Annotated in this window: 13 protein-coding genes and 1 pseudogene; 10 read left to right on the plus strand and 4 right to left on the minus strand. The window is 50.8% G+C overall.

The window, feature by feature from the left end:
- Window positions 1-76 precede the first annotated feature (76 nt).
- The 4 genes from ppc to tyrS all read left to right on the plus strand — a co-directional run bounded on the left by ppc (window position 77) and on the right by tyrS (window position 8,452).
- Window positions 77-2,779, plus strand: a complete 2,703-nt coding sequence (ppc, locus tag HMPREF3139_RS02915; protein ID WP_070460372.1) for a phosphoenolpyruvate carboxylase — start codon at window positions 77-79, stop codon at window positions 2,777-2,779.
- A gap of 867 nt (window positions 2,780-3,646) precedes the next feature.
- The gene (ychF, locus tag HMPREF3139_RS02925) at window positions 3,647-4,738 is read left to right on the plus strand and encodes a redox-regulated ATPase YchF (protein WP_070460380.1); all 1,092 of its coding nucleotides are present in this window, start codon (window positions 3,647-3,649) and stop codon (window positions 4,736-4,738) included.
- 483 nt (window positions 4,739-5,221) lie between these two features.
- Window positions 5,222-7,081 (plus strand): acyltransferase family protein, encoded by a 1,860-nt coding sequence (locus tag HMPREF3139_RS02930; RefSeq protein WP_070460383.1) that lies wholly within the window; start codon window positions 5,222-5,224, stop codon window positions 7,079-7,081.
- 75 nt (window positions 7,082-7,156) lie between these two features.
- On the plus strand, window positions 7,157-8,452 hold the full coding sequence (tyrS, locus tag HMPREF3139_RS02935; protein WP_003748882.1) for a tyrosine--tRNA ligase: 1,296 nt from the start codon (window positions 7,157-7,159) through the stop codon (window positions 8,450-8,452).
- A 172-nt stretch (window positions 8,453-8,624) separates the two neighbouring features.
- Here the strand turns inward: tyrS and hslO are convergent, their stop codons facing one another.
- On the minus strand, window positions 8,625-9,521 hold the full coding sequence (gene hslO / locus HMPREF3139_RS02940) for an Hsp33 family molecular chaperone HslO (protein WP_049336392.1): 897 nt from the start codon (window positions 9,519-9,521) through the stop codon (window positions 8,625-8,627).
- A gap of 260 nt (window positions 9,522-9,781) precedes the next feature.
- On the opposite strand from hslO, the gene HMPREF3139_RS02945 reads away from it, so the two are divergent.
- Window positions 9,782-10,411, plus strand: a complete 630-nt coding sequence (locus tag HMPREF3139_RS02945; protein ID WP_036492914.1) for a C40 family peptidase — start codon at window positions 9,782-9,784, stop codon at window positions 10,409-10,411.
- A gap of 8 nt (window positions 10,412-10,419) precedes the next feature.
- On the plus strand, window positions 10,420-10,641 hold the full coding sequence (locus HMPREF3139_RS02950) for a hypothetical protein (RefSeq protein ID WP_070460385.1): 222 nt from the start codon (window positions 10,420-10,422) through the stop codon (window positions 10,639-10,641).
- A gap of 171 nt (window positions 10,642-10,812) precedes the next feature.
- Here HMPREF3139_RS02950 and HMPREF3139_RS02955 read toward each other — a convergent pair.
- The 3 genes and pseudogenes from HMPREF3139_RS02955 to dxs all read right to left on the minus strand — a co-directional run bounded on the left by HMPREF3139_RS02955 (window position 10,813) and on the right by dxs (window position 15,092).
- Window positions 10,813-12,120: pseudogene (locus HMPREF3139_RS02955) on the minus strand (L-serine ammonia-lyase).
- Between the two features lie 35 nt (window positions 12,121-12,155).
- On the minus strand, window positions 12,156-13,166 hold the full coding sequence (locus HMPREF3139_RS02960) for a glycosyltransferase family 2 protein (RefSeq protein WP_070460387.1): 1,011 nt from the start codon (window positions 13,164-13,166) through the stop codon (window positions 12,156-12,158).
- Between the two features lie 36 nt (window positions 13,167-13,202).
- Window positions 13,203-15,092: a 1-deoxy-D-xylulose-5-phosphate synthase gene (dxs, locus tag HMPREF3139_RS02965; protein WP_070460389.1), complete on the minus strand. Its 1,890-nt coding sequence runs from the start codon at window positions 15,090-15,092 to the stop codon at window positions 13,203-13,205.
- Between the two features lie 133 nt (window positions 15,093-15,225).
- Here dxs and orn point away from each other — a divergent pair, with 133 nt between their 5' ends.
- The 4 genes from orn to HMPREF3139_RS02985 all read left to right on the plus strand — a co-directional run bounded on the left by orn (window position 15,226) and on the right by HMPREF3139_RS02985 (window position 17,455).
- Entirely contained in the window at window positions 15,226-15,783 is a 558-nt protein-coding gene (gene orn, locus HMPREF3139_RS02970; protein ID WP_039862353.1) for an oligoribonuclease, read from the plus strand.
- Between the two features lie 63 nt (window positions 15,784-15,846).
- Complete coding sequence (gene queD / locus HMPREF3139_RS02975; protein ID WP_003748900.1) at window positions 15,847-16,269, plus strand: 6-carboxytetrahydropterin synthase QueD; 423 nt, start codon at window positions 15,847-15,849, stop codon at window positions 16,267-16,269.
- Window positions 16,270-16,342: 73 nt separating this feature from the next.
- A complete protein-coding gene (locus HMPREF3139_RS02980) occupies window positions 16,343-16,714 on the plus strand; it encodes a DUF1304 domain-containing protein (protein WP_070460392.1) in 372 nt (123 codons plus the stop codon).
- Window positions 16,715-16,819: 105 nt separating this feature from the next.
- The gene (locus HMPREF3139_RS02985; protein WP_070460630.1) at window positions 16,820-17,455 is read left to right on the plus strand and encodes a 7-carboxy-7-deazaguanine synthase QueE; all 636 of its coding nucleotides are present in this window, start codon (window positions 16,820-16,822) and stop codon (window positions 17,453-17,455) included.
- Window positions 17,456-17,555 lie beyond the last annotated feature (100 nt).

Below are 17,555 nucleotides of genomic sequence, written 5' to 3' on the forward strand. Positions count from 1 at the left end.
ATTGGCAGTTTACAAAAATTTGCTATACAATGGATTCACGATACACCCAAATTAACATTTAAATAAGAGAAAAATCATGCAACTGCATATCTTAAATAATCCAAAAGATGCCGCTCTGGCGGCGGATGCGGAATTTTTAAAACAGTCTCTTTTCAATCTGCTGCATGAGGAAGCGTCGCCTTTGGTGGTCGAAACCGTTAAGTTATTATCGACTTCAGACGACAGCGCCGCCTTGATTGAAAAGGTGTTGCCGCAATTGGACGAACAACAAACCCACGATTTAACCCTGGCCTGCGGCCTGTTCGCGCAGATTTTGAACATCGCCGAAGACGTGCACCACGAACGCCGCCGCCAAATCCACGAAGAGGCCGGACACAACAGTGCCGAAGGCAGCCTGACGGAAACCGTGCGCAAACTCAAAGCCGGCAAAGTCAACGGAAAAGCGGTGCAACAACAACTGGACAACACGGTCGTTACCGCCGTTTTGACCGCGCACCCGACCGAAGTACAACGCCAAACCGTCTTAAGCTTCAACCGCCGCATCCGCGCGCTGCTGCCGCAACGCGAACGCTGCACTAATCCTGATGCGCTGGCTCAGTTGCGCCGCGAAATCGACACCGTGCTTTTGGGCTTGTGGCAGACCAGCGAAACGCGCCGCCACAAACTTAGCGTCAACGACGAAATCAACAACGGTGTATCCATCTTCCCAATGAGCTTCTTTGAAGCCCTGCCCAAACTCTACCGCACAATGGAACGTGATTTTCAGACGGCCTATCCCGGCGTCCGCGTTCCGAATATCCTTAAAATCGGCGGCTGGATCGGTGGCGACCGCGATGGTAACCCATTCGTTTCTGCCGAAACCTTGCGTTTTGCGTTCAGACGGCATGCCGACGCAGTGTTCCGTTTCTATCGCGGCGAACTCGACAAACTTTACCGCGAATTGCCACTCTCCATCCGCCGCGTCAAAGTCAACGACGACGTGATGGCACTGGCCGCCCTCTCGCCTGACGAAGAAATCGCCCGCACCGAAGAACCCTACCGCCGCGCCATCGCCTACATCATGGCACGTGCCATGGGCAAAGCGCGCTCACTTGGTTTGGGCATGGGTTGCAAATTCGGCTTCCTCGAGCCTTATGCCACGGTTGAAGAATTCCTCAACGACCTGAAAAAACTGCAACGCTCGCTCCACGAAAACGGCAGCCAACTGCTGGCGGAAGGCCGTCTGGCCGACATTATCCGCAGCGTGTCCGTGTTCGGCTTCCACATGATGCCGCTCGACCTGCGCCAACACGCAGGCAAACACGCCGATGTGGTTGCCGAGCTTTTCCAACACGCAGGCTTGGAAGACTACAACAGCCTGAACGAAGAGCAAAAACAAGCCGCCCTATTGCGTGAATTGAGCCACCAACGTCCGCTGTACAGCCCGTTCATCACATACAGCGACCATACTCGTCACGAACTGGCGATTTTCAACGAAGCGCGCAAAATCAAAGACGAATTCGGTGAAGATGCCGTTACACAAAGCATTATTTCCAACTGCGAACAACCCAGCGACCTGCTCGCCTTGGCATTGCTGCTGAAAGAAAGCGGCCTGTTGGTGGTGGAAAACGGCAAACCGTGCAGCCGCATCAACATCGTGCCTCTGTTTGAAACCATCGAAGCGCTCGAAAACGCCTGCCCGGTCATGGAAACCATGTTCCGCCTCGACTGGTATGACGCCCTGCTCGAAAGCCGCGGCAACATCCAAGAAATCATGCTGGGCTACTCCGACTCCAACAAAGACGGCGGCTACGTTACCAGCTCATGGTGTCTGTATCAGGCAGAGTTGGGCTTGGTCGAACTCTTCAAAAAATACGATGTCCGCATGCGCCTGTTCCACGGCCGCGGCGGCAGCGTAGGTCGCGGCGGCGGCCCTTCTTACCAAGCCATTTTGGCGCAACCTGCAGGCAGCGTTGCCGGACAAATCCGCATTACCGAGCAAGGCGAAGTCATTACCGCCAAATACGCCGACCCGGGCAATGCCCAACGCAACTTGGAAACCTTGGTTGCCGCGACTTTGGAAGCCAGCATCCTGCCGGATAAAAAAGACCCTGATGCCAAACTGATGCAGGATTTGTCGGACGTATCGTTCAAATACTACCGCGAACTGATTACCCACCCCGACTTCATCGACTACTTCCTGCAAACCAGCCCGATTCAGGAAATCGCCACCCTCAACCTCGGCAGCCGTCCTGCCAGCCGCAAAACCTTGGCGCGGATTCAGGACTTGCGTGCAATTCCGTGGGTATTCTCATGGATGCAAAACCGCCTCATGCTGCCGGCTTGGTACGGTTTCGGCAGCGCAGTGGAAACCTTGTGCGAAGGCAAACCCGAAACGCTCGCTGCCCTGCGCGAACATGCCCAAAGCAACCCGTTTTTCCAAGCCATGCTCTCCAACATGGAGCAAGTGATGGCGAAAACCGACATCACCTTGGCGGAAAACTATGCCGGCTTGAGCGAATCGCCCGATAAAGCAAAAGTCATCTTCGGCATGATCAAGGAAGAATACCAACGCAGTCGCAAAGCACTGCTCGACCTGCTGCAAACCGAAGAGCTCCTGCGCGACAACCGCAGCCTCGCCCGTTCGCTTGCCTTGAGGATTCCATACCTGAACGCCCTCAACGGCCTGCAAGTCGCCATGCTCAAACGCCTGCGTAAAGAGCCCGACAATCCGCACGCGCTGCTGATGGTTCACTTGACCATCAACGGCGTGGCGCAAGGTTTGCGTAATACCGGTTAAGGCAGCATGGAAAAAAGGCCGTCTGAAACAATTTTCAGACGGCCTTTAAACTAACTGCGAACCGTGGCAAAAGCTTTATCCATAAGCCCCATACTGTTTCTCAAACTACTTGCCACTCTTCCCCCTATTTATTAAGCTTGTCCTGTATTTCGGACTATTTTGGGAAATAGCAGATAACCCTCTGCTAATTCAAAGTGTTCACTTAAGTATGGCAAGCGCTTCAGCATGGTAAATAGTCGGCCTACTGACATACCTTACCGCGGCACTGCCACATATCGCCGCACAATACGCTTTCAGACAACCCTGAGGCCGTCTGAAAAACAAAAACATCTCACACCAAGGCAACTATCAATATGTTTGACATTGTATTTATCTTGTTATTTGGCAGACTTCAGCCCCACAAAACACCCGACTCATCCGACACGCCCGTCCCTTTTGGGAGTTCGGCTGCAGGCTCAGCTTTAATTTATTTATGCATACGCATAGGGACAATCATCGTTCATGATTCGATTTCCGGAGCCATTGACAGTCTCCCTCTCATTCTGTTTCAAACAATCTGCATGTTCGGCTGTCTGATTTTGTATTTCAAAATGTTACGTACCGCATCCAATCCGAAATACCGTCAGATGATTTATTGGGTACTGGGCATTCTTTTGGGTTTGATCTTAAGCCTCCTATCCGGAAAATTGTTTTATTTAATGGCTTTATTCATTTTCTCATTCTTCGGAAGCACAATAAGCTGAATGCCTGCCCCTCTTTTTTCAGACGGCCTTTTATTATAAGAACACACCAGCATTGCGGCTGTTTTGAGTACTTCCACAATATGCTATAATCCGCCGTTAAACTTTTATCTTTTCAGGAAAAACCATGAGCTTGAAATGCGGCATCGTCGGTTTGCCCAACGTCGGCAAATCCACCCTCTTTAACGCGCTGACCCAATCGGGTATCGAAGCGGCAAACTATCCTTTCTGTACCATCGAACCCAACGTCGGCATCGTTGAAGTCCCTGATCCGCGTATGGCCGAATTGGCAAAAATCGTCAATCCGCAAAAAATGCAACCTGCCATCGTCGAATTCGTCGACATTGCCGGTTTGGTTGCAGGTGCGAGCAAAGGCGAAGGCTTGGGCAACCAGTTCCTCGCCAACATCCGCGAGACTGACGCGATTGTTAACGTCGTGCGTTGCTTTGACGACGACAACATCGTCCACGTTGCAGGCAAAGTCGATCCGATTGCCGACATCGAAACCATCGGCACCGAATTGGCACTGGCTGACTTGGCCAGCGTCGAAAAAGCCATCGTCCGCGAAGAAAAACGCGCACGCTCAGGCGACAAAGACGCGCAAAAACTGGTCGATCTGTGCAAAAAACTGCTGCCTCATCTGGACGAAGGCAAGCCTGTACGCTCCTTCGGTTTGGACGCAGAAGAACTCGCCATGCTCAAACCGCTGTTCCTGCTGACTGCCAAACCTGCCATGTACGTCGGCAACGTTTCCGAAGACGGTTTTGAAAACAATCCGCACCTCGACCGCCTGAAAGAATTGGCTGCAAAAGAAAACGCGCCGGTTGTGGCCGTTTGCGCCGCGATGGAAAGCGAAATCGCCGAATTGGAAGACGAAGAGAAAGCCGAATTCCTCGCCGAAATGGGCTTGGAAGAACCGGGCCTGAACCGCCTGATTCGTGCCGGCTACGACCTCTTGGGCCTGCAAACCTACTTTACCGCCGGTGTCAAAGAAGTCCGCGCTTGGACCATCCACAAAGGCGACACTGCGCCACAAGCTGCCGGCGTGATTCATACCGACTTTGAACGCGGCTTCATCCGCGCCCAAGTTATCGCCTACGAAGATTTCATCGCTTTAGGCGGCGAAGCCAAAGCCAAAGAAGCAGGCAAAATGCGTGTAGAAGGCAAAGAATACGTCGTACAAGACGGCGATGTGATGCACTTCCTGTTTAACGTATAAAACCAGCATAACGCTTTTTCAGACGGCCTTTTCTAAGATTAAGGCCGTCTGAATTTATTTTCAGACGGCCTCATGTCTTGAAATATCAACAAAACAAAACATCATCTCCATAATAAATGCGGGCATAGCCCGTAATTTTTCTTTCTTAAAATCTCTCATTTCTTGTCGACGCCTTACCTAAAAATAGCGCAAGATTACATCATCAATAACAATACCACTGATATGACAATAAATAATTAAACAATACCACATCGTATTGATTCATTATAAAAACAACATATTAAACATTATGTTGAAACTATTAACCGTATTCCTACTCTAATCTATTACTATTCAAACGCATATCATCAGCAATCATTCTAAGAAGGCAAACAAACTGCCCAGTACTGACAAACGATGGCCGACCTCCGAAATGCCCCACTCTCGGCAGGAATCACTTTTCAGACGACGCCATTAAAATAAACTAATTAAAATCAAAATATTATGAGCAAAGTTTTATCTTACCGCCCAGATATTGATACATTGCGTGCCGTTGCTGTTCTATCCGTTGTCGTTTTCCATATTGAAAAAAACTGGCTGCCTGGCGGCTTTCTTGGTGTTGATATCTTTTTTGTCATTTCCGGCTTTCTGATCACGATGATTATTCATCGTGAAATGAGCAGCGGGATTTTCTCGTTCAAAAAATTTTACATCCGCCGTATCAAGCGGATACTGCCCGCATTTTTTACCGTCTTGACGGTAACGATGATATGCGGCTTTCTTTTATTCACCAAAGATGATTTCTTCCTTTTATGGAGGACAGCTCTGTCCACCTTGGGGTTCATCTCCAATATCTTTTTTGCCAAGGGTCAGGGCTATTTCGATCCCATACAAGAAGAAAAACCTTTGCTTCACATTTGGTCTTTATCGGTCGAAGAACAATATTATTTCGTCTTCCCGATATTGCTGTTACTGGTTGTCCGCAAAAGCTGGCGCACTCAGTTTGCCTTCCTCATCACGCTATGCGTATTCAGTATTTTGGCTTCTTTTATGCCAACTGCACTGGATAAATATTACCTGCCCCATCTGCGCGCCTGCGAAATGCTGATCGGCTCATTAACAGCCGTGTGGATGCAATATCGGCAACAACAAGGGCTGGATACCGGCAAACCATATGCGGCGGCAGGCGCATTACTTTCCATCTGCGTACTGTTTGCCTGCCTGTTTGCCTATACAGAAAAAACCGCCTATTTTCCAGGGCCTGCCGCCATCATTCCTTGTTTGGCCGCCGCCGCATTCATTTATTTCAATCAATTTGAACACCGGCTGAAAAAATTTTTCCAATGGAAGATTACCGTCGGCATAGGCTTAATTTCCTATTCGCTGTATCTGTGGCATTGGCCTGTATTGGCTTTTATGAGATACATCGGTCCAAACAATCTGCCTTCGTATTCGACTGCGGCCGCGATTATCTTAATGTTTGCACTCTCCCTGCTTTCTTATTATTTTGTCGAGAAGCCGTTTAAAAAGTGGAAAGGCTCTTTTGCCCAGTCTGTGACATGGATTTATGCCGTCCCCATGCTTGTTTTGGCTATTACGCCTTTTCTTGCCATGAAGCTCCCGTTTATGGAGCAATACGACCGCATGGGATTGGCACGTTCCTACACTTCTTGTCACAACAACACCGACAAACAGTGTATTTGGGGCGATACCGACAAACAGCCGGAATTACTGATTCTAGGCGATTCGCATGCCGATCAATATAAAACGTTTTTTGATACCGTCGGCAAAAAAGAAAAATGGTCGGCAACGATGGTTTCTGCGGACAGTTGTGCCTATGTAGAAGGTTATGCCGCCCCCGTATTCAAGCAAAACGCCTCCTGCCGTGCCGTTTATGAGTATGCCAAAGAGCATCTGCCCCAATACTCAAAAGTGCTTTTGGCCATGCGCTGGGGCAGCCAAATGCCTGAAAACAGTCACTCCCTTGCTTACGATGCCGATTTTTTCAAAAAATTCGACCTCATGTTGCAAAAACTTTCTTCGGAAAAACAAGCCGTTTACCTGATGCTGGACAACCCTAATCTGTCCTACAACGGCTTGCGCGCCTATATCCTGTCTTACCGCATACCGGGATTTAATCAAAATCTTGTTATTGATGAACAAAACACTTTTAAAGGAAACGAACGCATCAAAGAATTGGCGGAAAAATATGCCAATGTGCACATTATCGATGCCACCGCCTATATTCCGCAGAATTTTAAAATCAACGGATTGCCGGTTTATTCCGATAGAGACCACATCAACCCTTACGGCGGCAGAGAACTGGCCAAGCGTTTTTCTGAAAAACACACGCTTCTTCAGTAAGCCATAGCCATTCATCCGATGAAATTTGCTACAATTAGCAGTTTGTAAAACTGCTAATTTTTTTGGAAGACATCAATGAGCGTCATCAAAGACCTACAATCGCGTGGCTTAATCGCGCAAACTACCGACATCGAAGCCTTAGACGCTTTGCTAAACGAACAAAAAATTTCCCTCTATTGCGGTTTTGACCCGACAGCCGACAGCCTGCACATCGGCCACTTGCTGCCTGTATTGGCATTGCGCCGTTTCCAACAAGCCGGCCATACGCCGATTGCTTTGGTGGGCGGCGCGACCGGTATGATCGGCGACCCAAGCTTTAAAGCGACAGAACGCAGCTTGAATTCCGCCGAAACCGTTGCCGGCTGGGTAGAAAGCATCCGCAACCAACTGACCCCTTTCTTAAGCTTTGAAGGCGATAACGCCGCCATTATGGCAAACAACGCCGACTGGTTCGGCAGCATGAACTGCCTCGACTTCCTGCGCGACATCGGCAAGCATTTCTCCGTCAACGCCATGCTGAACAAGGAATCCGTCAAACAACGTATCGAACGCGACGACGTGGGCATTTCCTTTACCGAGTTCGCCTACTCCCTGCTGCAAGGCTACGACTTTGCCGAGTTGAACAAACGTCATGGCGCGGTTTTGGAAATCGGCGGCTCCGACCAATGGGGCAACATCACTGCCGGTATCGACCTGACCCGCCGTCTGCACCAAAAACAAGTATTCGGCCTGACCCTGCCTCTAGTAACCAAATCAGACGGCACCAAATTCGGCAAAACCGAAGGTGGCGCGGTATGGCTGAACGCGAAGAAAACCTCGCCGTATCAGTTCTACCAATTCTGGCTGAAAGTGGCCGACGCCGATGTGTATAAATTCCTGAAATACTTTACCTTCCTGTCTATCGAAGAAATCGATGCCATCGAAGCGAAAGACAAAGCCAGCGGCACCAAGCCAGAAGCGCAACGCATTCTTGCAGAGGAAATGACCCGCCTGATTCACGGCGAAGAGGCCCTTGCCGCCGCCCAACGCATTTCAGAAAGCCTGTTTGCCGAAGACCAAAGCCATCTTACCGAAAGCGACTTCGAGCAGCTGGCACTCGACGGCCTGCCGACTTTTGAAGTTTCCGAGAGCCTCAACGTGGTTGAGACTTTGGTGAAAACCGGTTTGGCGTCTTCCAACAAAGAAGCGCGCGGCTTTGTCAACAGCAAAGCGGTTTTGCTCAACGGCAAACCTGCTGAAGCCAACAATCCGAACCATGCCGCTGAAAAACCTGACGATGCCTATATGCTGACCGACGAACACAAACGTTTCGGCAAATACACCATCGTCCGCCGCGGCAAACGCAACCATGCTTTGTTGGTTTGGAAATAATCTTTAAACATTAAACGCATCGTTTAAAACAATCATGCCGTCTGAAATCAGCCCACGCTTTTTTCAGACGGCATTTTCTATTGATGATATTCAGTTTTCCCAAAAAGAAAGGACAGGTTTTACACCTGCCCTTCTATTAAGCCAATTTCTTTAAGAAACTTTTATCCCGTGCTTACTGCAAACGCTCATTTTCTTGACGGACGGCATTCACCACGTCCGCACCAAACAGAGCGTTGACATCGGTTTCATCAAACACATATTTGCTATGGCAGAAATCGCAGTCAATTTGAATGCTGCCTTGTTCCGCCACCACGCCTCCGACTTCCTGACCGCCAAGCATCAACAGCATATCGCTGACTTTGCCGCGGGAGCAGGTGCAGGCAAATTCGATGGCTTCCGGTTCAAAAACGCGGGGCGGGGTTTCATGGTAAAGGCGGTAAAGGGCGTGATGAGCGTCCAAACCGGTCAATTCTTGCGGAGTAAGCGTTTGCGCAAGCGTGGTCACATGTTCCCACGCGGCATCATCCAATTCTTCTTCCGGCAGACGTTGCAGCAATAATGCGCCTGCGGCATGGTCGTCGGCGGCAAGCGTAATATAGGTATCGAGCTGCTCGGAACGTTTCATATAGTTGACCAGCATTTGCGCAATGCTGTCGCCTTCCAGCGGGACAACACCTTGCCAAGGGTCGGCATCTTTAGGCTGATGGGTCAAAACGAACACGCTGTTTTCGCCCAACAGCGCAGTCAGGCTTTCGTCATCACGGATTTCAGCAGTTTCGTCCCAACGGGCGGTAGCGCGGACAGTATTTTCAGAAGTCGCTTCCACCACCAACATTTTCAGACGGCCCTGACCTTGAACCTGAACAATCAGCGTGCCTTCGTTTTTAAGGTTGGCAGACAATAAAGAGCCGGCGGCCAGCAACTCGCCCAAAGCGCGGCGGATGGCGACAGGATAATGTTTTTGGTTGACGATGTGTTGCCAAACCTTTTCAAGGCGGATGTGCATACCGCGGATAGGCATATCGTCAAAGATAAAGCGTGTGCGGATATCGCTGTGATTTTGTGTCATGTCAGTCTCTGAAAATAAATCAATGAATGCCGCTTATATGGTTGCAGCGGCGGATAAATCAAGCGAAACCGCGCCTGATGTTTTTCTAGTTCTTTTGGAAACAAGGGTTTAACGCAAAATAACAGCAGTTTTTTTGCCAAAAAGACAGTTTTTTAATACAATCAAGCAGATAACAAGAGAATGATACGGGATAACATCTCAGAAACCGGCAATGTGCCTGCAATCGGCAGGGAATGCCTTCTGAAACGGAAGTTTGTACAATGAATTTTTTACTCCGGCTCGCAGCAGTTTGGACTTCGGTCGCCATGCTCGCGAGCGTCAATTTTTCTTACGCCGATGATTTGGAAAACCTGATTACCACCCGTCAGCGTGTTTTAAACCAATTCAACGACAATGCCAATGTTTACGGCAATACGCGTCAGGCAACCCCTGTCCATCCCACCAATACCTATCCTGCCGCAAGCAACAATACGCGCGCACCTTCGGGCAATGCAGATGAGTTAATCGGCAGCGCCATGGGCTTGCTCGGCGTGGCCTACCGCTACGGCGGCACATCAGCCTCTACCGGCTTTGACTGCAGCGGCTTTATGCAACACATCTTTAAACGCGCCATGGGCCTGAACCTGCCGCGCACTTCTGCCGAACAAGCGCAAATGGGCGTTGCCGTGAGCCGTTCCGAATTGCAGCCGGGCGACATGGTCTTTTTCCGCACCATGGGTCGCGGCCGTATTTCCCACGTCGGCCTCTACATCGGCAACAACAATTTCATTCACGCACCGAGGACGGGCAAACGCATCGAAATTACCAGCCTCGGCCACAAATATTGGAGCGCGAAATACGCCTTCGGCCGCCGTGTGAAGAAAAACGATCCTTCCCGTTTCTTAAACTGAGGTGAGCTATGGCAATGCCGCAAATGCCCAAATGGTATGACGACGACGGTCAGATCGTTTCCTGTACCGAAAAAGTCAAAGTCATGACCGAAAACTTGAACGAACTGTACCAAATGGCGCAGGACGCTTTTGAAGACGCCCTGCTGATGGGTTGCTCCGAAAAACAGTTGCGCGAATACTTCCGCGACTTAATGGCCGGGCTGGAAAACCCTTATCAAAAAAACAGTTAGTTCTTCAATCCATACAAAAAAGGCCGTCTGAAAGTTTTTCAGACGGCCTTTTTTATCGGGCAATTGCCCTATTCTATTTCTAACATTCCACCACGCGCACGGATACGGGGACGGCTTTTTTCTGCAAGGTAACGGCCAGGCCGGCGAGTGAGGTTTCTTTGTAGGTTGCCTTCATATCGCGGCCGGTTTGCAGCATGGTTTGAATCACTTCATCAAGTGAAACTTTTTTGTCTGTGCCGTCTTCCAAAAGCGCGAGGGTGGCGAGCTTGAGGGCTTTTTCGGCGGCGATGCCGTTGCGTTCGATGCAGGGGATTTGTACCAAGCCGCCGACAGGGTCGCAGGTCAGACCCAAGTGGTGTTCCATGGCCATTTCGGCGGCGTTTTCAACTTGTTTCGGTGTTCCGCCGATAACTTCGGCGTATGCCCCAGCCGCCATGGAACACGCTACGCCGACTTCGCCTTGGCAGCCGACGTCCGCGCCGGAAATCGATGCGTTGGTTTTGTACAAAATGCCGATGGCGCCGGAGTCAGCAGGAAGTCTTCGACACGCGATTGGTTGGCGTGCGGATTAAATTTGCGGAAATAGTGCAAGACGGCAGGAATAATGCCTGCCGCGCCGTTGGTCGGTGCGGTTACGACGCGGCCGCCGGCGGCATTTTCTTCGTTGACCGCCATGGCGTACACCATCGGCCAAAGTTGGGTATTGACGATTTCGCTCTCGCGCAGGACTTTGAGTTTGGCCGCCAACTGCGGCGCGCGGCGGCGGACGTTCAAGCCGCCCGGCAATTGCCCTTCCGCACCCAAGCCGCGCTTGATGCAGTTTTCCATCACATCGGCTACGGCGGCCACCCGGCGGCGCACTTCCGCTTCGTCGCAACCTGCCAACGCTGCTTCATTGGCCAACACGACTTCGGAAATATTCAACTGGTTCAGACGGCATTGTGCCAGCAACTCGTCGCAGTTTTTGTATGGATACGGCACATCGGCATCTTCCTGCGCCTCTTGTGCAAACCCTTCGTCTGTTACGACAAAACCGCCGCCGACCGAATAATAAATCTGCTCTTTCAGCTTCCGGCCGTCTGAATGGTAGGCGATAAAGTTCAAGCCGTTCGGATGTTTGGGCAACACTTTGTCGCCGCGGATATCCAAATCTTTTTCGGGATTGAAGGCCATTTCGCGGCCGTTGAGTTTTAAAACGTGTTGCGTGCGGATGCGTTCCAAGCGTTGAGGGATATCTACCAGCGGAATATCGTGCGGCAGACTGCCTTCCAAACCGAGCAATAATGCGTCGAATGTACCGTGTCCGATACCGGTCAAGGCAAGCGATCCGTACACTTCAATGACAATGCGCGCCACTTGTGTGTCCAAGTTTTCGGCATGCAGCAAATCGGCAAAGGCGGCCGCGGCCTTCATCGGGCCGACGGTGTGCGAGCTGGACGGGCCGATGCCGATTTTGAAAATATCAAAGATGCTGATCATAATTTTCCTATTATTGTGTGTGCGGTCTGTGTTTTTCAGACGGCCTTAAGGCCTAAAGAGGAATCTTGTGCGCCGCTTGCCAATGCAAGTACCAGATGTCCGACAGTCATCAAAGGATCGCCTGCTTCCGGCGAGGTGTATTTCAGCGTCAGCGGTTTTTTACGCAAGGGTTCGTAACAGCTGACTCTACAATGCGTGTCTTCCAAACTTGTAGAACCGGCGCGGTATCTGTATGCCAACAGCCGTAAATCGTTCAAGTCCATATTCATGCCGTTGTCCAACAATTCGCGCAACTGGTTTTCCCAGGCAATATCGTTGCTTCCGTCTTTAATGGCAATCAAGATGGACTTTTCGAGGATTTTTTTGATGTGCTGGTTCAAGGAGCGGATTGGGAAATGCCCCAGCCACAACAAATCGGTCTCCGCAAATTGGGCGGAAAAATGCTCGATAAACCAGGAATGTAAACCTCGATAATCCGGCGAATGAAACAGGGTTGATTTAACCTTGTTGCCATCTTTATCCAACATGTAATGGCAGCCGATAATCACGCTGCAAGATTCGGCCGCCCATCTGGGGATAATGACTTTGGGGGTAAAGAGCGTTTCGAGGCGTTGCTCGGTAAATTGAGTGGTGAAATCGGGATTGTATTGCAACGATGTCGGCAAATAGCCGCGCCAAAGGTACATACCGATCCTGTTTTCGCCGATAACATCCAAAAGTTGTTCCAGCATGATACGGCTAGGACATAAAATAAATTCGTCCGCATCCAGCGGAAAAACGAAATCTATCGCTTCATCTTTTGCTACAAGCTGCTTCATCAGCTGGTTGACCAATTGCTCATGATTAAACTTGAGCGCTTGATATTGATAGATAAATATCGGCAAACCTTCTTCTTTCAATTGAATCAGGATTTCCCTTGTTCCATCGCTGCTGCCGTGATCGATGATGTGCATTTCATCCATCAGCTCGATATTGTGACGGACAAACGATTCGATCACGTCGTTTTCGTTGCGCACCATGCTGATGCTGATTAGTTTTTTTCCCATAAATTATGCAATGTATTGATAGGTTTTAATCATTTTTCAGACGGCCTTAATCCAGCCGGCAATGCGTTTTTCAATCGCTTCGGCACTCAAACCCAAGTCGTCCAACAATTTTTTCGGGTCACCGTGTTCGATAACTTTGTCTTCTACACCCAACAGCAACACCGGTTTGCAGATGCCGTGTTTCGCCAACACTTCCAACACCGCGCTGCCTGCGCCGCCTTGTTCGGCGTTTTCTTCGGCGGTAACGATGTAATCGTGGCTTCGGGCGAGACGGACGATCAGCTCTTCATCTATCGGTTTGACAAAGCGCATATCGGCAACAGTCGCGTTCAGTTTATCGGCAGCGGCCAATGATGGGGCAACCATGCTGCCAAAGGCGATAACGGCAATTTTCTCGCCTTCGCGACGGATGATGCCTTTGCCGATTTCAACGGTTTCCAGGCCGTCTGAAACAGTTGCGCCCGTGCCCGTACCGCGCGGATAACGGACAGCAGACGGCGAATTTGCCTGATAGCAGGTCGAGAGCAGCAGGCGGCATTCGTTTTCGTCGCTGGGTGCGGCAATAATCATGTTCGGCACGCAGCGCAAAAAGCTCAAGTCGTACAAACCGGCATGGGTCGGGCCGTCTGCACCGACAATACCTGCGCGGTCGATGGCGAACAAAACAGGCAGGTTTTGCAGGGCAACGTCGTGTACCAACTGGTCGTAAGCGCGTTGCAGGAAAGTGGAGTAAATCGCCACGACAGGCTTGATGCCTTCGCACGCCAAACCGCCGGCAAAGGTAACGGCGTGTTGCTCGGCGATACCGACGTCGAAATAGCGGTCGGGGAATTGCTGTTCAAACTCAACCAAGCCGCTGCCCTCGCGCATGGCAGGCGTGATAGCAACCAAACGCTCGTCAGCCGCCGCTTGATCGCACAGCCATTGGCCGAACACTTGCGTATAAGTCGGTTTGGCCGCGGCAGGCTTAATTTCCGGCGCAGGCACTTCGCTCGGCAGCTTGGCGACAGCGTGGTATTTGACAGGATCGTTTTCGGCGAATTTGTAGCCGTTGCCTTTTTTGGTGATGACGTGCAACAACTGAGGGCCTTTGCGGCCGCGCAAGTCTTTTAATACATCGACCAGATTTTCAACGTTGTGTCCGTCCACCGGGCCTGTGTAACGGAAACCGAAGTTTTCAAACAAAGACAGCGACTGCTTGGCGTGCTCCGCTTCGCCTGCCAAGGTTTTGATTTTGTTTTCGACTTTTTGGGCAAGCTCCATCGCGCCGGGCAATTTGTCCAACACTTTGCTCGATTGGGCTTTGATGGTGCTCAACAGGCCGTGCATATCGCGCACGACGTTGCTGGCGAGGTATTTCGGCAGCGCGCCGACATTGGGGGAAATCGACATTTCGTTGTCGTTGAGGATGACCAGCAAATCGACATCCATATCTCCTGCACAGTTCAGGGCTTCAAACGCCTGACCCGCCGTCATGGCTCCGTCGCCGATGATGGCGACGCTGCGGCGGTTGTTGCCCAACTGTTTGTCCGCAACGGCCATGCCCAAGGCCGCGCCGATGGATGTGGAAGAATGGCCCACGCCGAACGCGTCGTATTCCGACTCGCTGCGTTTCGGAAAACCGGCCAAACCGCCGTATTGGCGCATGGTGTGCATTTGATTTTTGCGGCCGGTGAGGATTTTGTGCGGATAGCTTTGATGGCCGACATCCCAGACCAAATGGTCTTCGGGCGTGTCGTACACATAATGCAGCGCCACCGTCAGCTCGACCGCGCCCAAGTTGCTGGCGAAATGGCCGCCCGTCTTACCGACGGAATCCAACAGAAATTCGCGCAATTCGGCGGCGACTTGCGGCAGCTGTTTTTTCTCCAGACGGCGCAAGTCCTGAGGCGTATCGATCATATCGAGCAAAGGGCTTGGGTTCATGATTTTTGGCGGTGATTTTTTGTGTAACGGACGATTATATCAAGAGATTGCACAACTTGTTACAAATGCTTTCAGACGGCCCGAACCTTTATCCTTTATAATACTGCCAACTGAAAACACAAGGCCGTCTGAAATGACCCAAAACGCAAACAACCTCTGCTGGCTCGATATGGAAATGACCGGCCTCAACCCGGAACACGACCGCATTATCGAAGTCGCCATGATCATTACCGACTCCGATTTGAACGTACTGGCGCAATCGGACGTATACGTCATCCATCAAAGCGACGAATTGCTCGATGGCATGGACGAATGGAACACCGCCACCCACGGCCGCACCGGCCTGACCCAACGCGTGCGCGAATCCAAACTGACCGAAGCCGAAGTCGAGCAAAACCTGCTGGACTTCATGTCCGCATGGATACCCGAGAAATCCACGCCCATGTGCGGCAACTCCATCCATCAAGACCGCCGTTTCATGGTCAAATACATGCCGCGCTTGGAAGCCTATTTCCACTACCGCAACTTAGACGTATCCACGCTGAAAGAATTGGCCAAACGCTGGAATCCGGCCGTTGCCAAAAGCGTGGTCAAACGCGGTTCGCACAAGGCATTGGACGACATCCTCGAAAGTATCGAAGAAATGCGCCATTATCGCGAGCATTTCCTCAAACTCCCTTCCGAACAATAATCCCAAGGCCGTCTGAAACCGGTTTGACACTATTCAGACGGCCTCATCGGCTTCCTTCATCTCATGAAAATCACCAAAATCTTTACCTTCGATTCCTCGCACATGCTCGACGGGCATGACGGCAAGTGCCAAAATCTGCACGGCCACACCTACAAACTCGAAATCACCGTCTCCGCGCCCGTTATCCAAGGCGGTGCAAAAGACGGCATGGTGATGGACTTTACCGACCTGAAAGCCATCGTTAAACAACACATTACCGACCCGTTCGACCATGCCTTCATCTATCACGGCAACAACGAACGCGAAAGCCAAATCGCCGCGCTTTTGGAAGGCTGGAACATGAAAACCCTGCGCCTGCCCTGCCGCACCACCGCCGAAAACATGAGCGTAGAAATGTATGGCCGTCTGAAAAACGCCGGTGTCAAAGTATGCAGCGTGAAATTATGGGAAACGCCGACTTCGTGTGCAGAATATGAAGGGGAATAAACCGGCATTTTGTATTTTTCAGACGACCTGTTCCCATAAATACCTCATACACTAAACATCAAAAGGAATCTTCATGAAACTCCTCTCCACCCTCCTCGTCCTCTTCGTCGCTGTCGAACATTTCTACATCGCCTGGCTCGAAATGACGCAAATCCCAAGCGAAAAAGCGTCAGAGCTGTTCAACATGCCTTACGAATTTATGGAACAAAAACGCGTACAAACCCTGTTTTCCAACCAAGGTCTGTACAACGGCTTCCTCGCCATCGGCTTGGTATGGGCTCGCTTTGCTGCACCCGACAACGCCGTTTATGGCGCGACCATCCTGTTCCTCGGCTTCGTCCTCATCGCCGCCGCATGGGGCGCGTTTTCATCCGGCAACAAAGGCATTTTGCTCAAACAAGGCTTGCCGGCATTTTTGGCCGCCGCAGCCGTCATTGCCGCTTAAACACACCAGCCGTTCTTTCCACTCGAACTAACAGAAAGAATGGCTGCCTCAACCGATTTCTTAAAACGCTTCACCACAACAATTAAAACCCCACACCCGACATTCATGACCATTCACATCACGCCGAACAATCCCCAATACCGCATTGTCGAAATCTTTGAAAGCCTGCAAGGCGAAGGCTGGAATACAGGCATGCCCGCCGTTTTCATCCGTTTGGGCAAATGCAATCTCGCGTGCAGCTGGTGCGATACCGACTACCTCAAATTCGGCATGATGAGCCTGTCCGATATTTTGGGCCGTCTGAAAACCTACACGGCGCGCAACATCATCATTACCGGCGGCGAGCCTACCATCCAACCGCATTTGGATACCCTGCTCAACACACTCAAAGCCGAAGGCTATTTCCTGTGTATCGAAACCAACGGCCTCAACCCCGCGCCGCCGCAAATCGACTACGTTGCTACCAGCCCTAAGGCCTGCTACGCCGCCAAATATCAATCTAGTTGCATCGAGAAAGCTAATGAAGTGCGCATTGTTGCCGACGGCGATGTCATTGCGTTTTGCCAAGAGATGGAACGCAAAATCCTCGCCCAACATTACTACCTCTCGCCTTGCGAGCAAGAAGGTGTGATGAATATCTACGACACCATCCGCCAAATCGGTGTGTTAAACAGCCGACCCGATACACTCGTCCATTGGCAATTGAGCGTACAAACGCATAAATGGGCAGGAATAGAATAATTCGTTTGAAATCAATTAAAAACAAAATCTTTACAAAATATTGAATGTAAATACCATTCGATATTTGACCAAATGCACTACTGGCAATGCTCTCAGGCCG

The organism is Neisseria sp. HMSC15G01 (genome assembly GCF_001808255.1).
Taxonomy (GTDB): Bacteria; Pseudomonadota; Gammaproteobacteria; order Burkholderiales; family Neisseriaceae; genus Neisseria; species Neisseria subflava_A.

What these genes read in the sequence shown, in the direction of transcription:
- HMPREF3139_RS02930 (WP_070460383.1), top strand. Translation starts at nt 5,222, where the DNA reads ATGAGCAAAGTTTTATCTTACCGCCCAGATATTGATACATTGCGTGCC.
- dxs (WP_070460389.1), bottom strand. Translation starts at nt 15,092, where the DNA reads ATGAACCCAAGCCCTTTGCTCGATATGATCGATACGCCTCAGGACTTG.
- HMPREF3139_RS02945 (WP_036492914.1), top strand. Translation starts at nt 9,782, where the DNA reads ATGAATTTTTTACTCCGGCTCGCAGCAGTTTGGACTTCGGTCGCCATG.
- HMPREF3139_RS02960 (WP_070460387.1), bottom strand. Translation starts at nt 13,166, where the DNA reads ATGGGAAAAAAACTAATCAGCATCAGCATGGTGCGCAACGAAAACGAC.
- HMPREF3139_RS02980 (WP_070460392.1), top strand. Translation starts at nt 16,343, where the DNA reads ATGAAACTCCTCTCCACCCTCCTCGTCCTCTTCGTCGCTGTCGAACAT.
- hslO (WP_049336392.1), bottom strand. Translation starts at nt 9,521, where the DNA reads ATGACACAAAATCACAGCGATATCCGCACACGCTTTATCTTTGACGAT.
- ppc (WP_070460372.1), top strand. Translation starts at nt 77, where the DNA reads ATGCAACTGCATATCTTAAATAATCCAAAAGATGCCGCTCTGGCGGCG.
- HMPREF3139_RS02985 (WP_070460630.1), top strand. Translation starts at nt 16,820, where the DNA reads ATGACCATTCACATCACGCCGAACAATCCCCAATACCGCATTGTCGAA.
- orn (WP_039862353.1), top strand. Translation starts at nt 15,226, where the DNA reads ATGACCCAAAACGCAAACAACCTCTGCTGGCTCGATATGGAAATGACC.
- ychF (WP_070460380.1), top strand. Translation starts at nt 3,647, where the DNA reads ATGAGCTTGAAATGCGGCATCGTCGGTTTGCCCAACGTCGGCAAATCC.
- HMPREF3139_RS02950 (WP_070460385.1), top strand. Translation starts at nt 10,420, where the DNA reads ATGGCAATGCCGCAAATGCCCAAATGGTATGACGACGACGGTCAGATC.
- tyrS (WP_003748882.1), top strand. Translation starts at nt 7,157, where the DNA reads ATGAGCGTCATCAAAGACCTACAATCGCGTGGCTTAATCGCGCAAACT.
- queD (WP_003748900.1), top strand. Translation starts at nt 15,847, where the DNA reads ATGAAAATCACCAAAATCTTTACCTTCGATTCCTCGCACATGCTCGAC.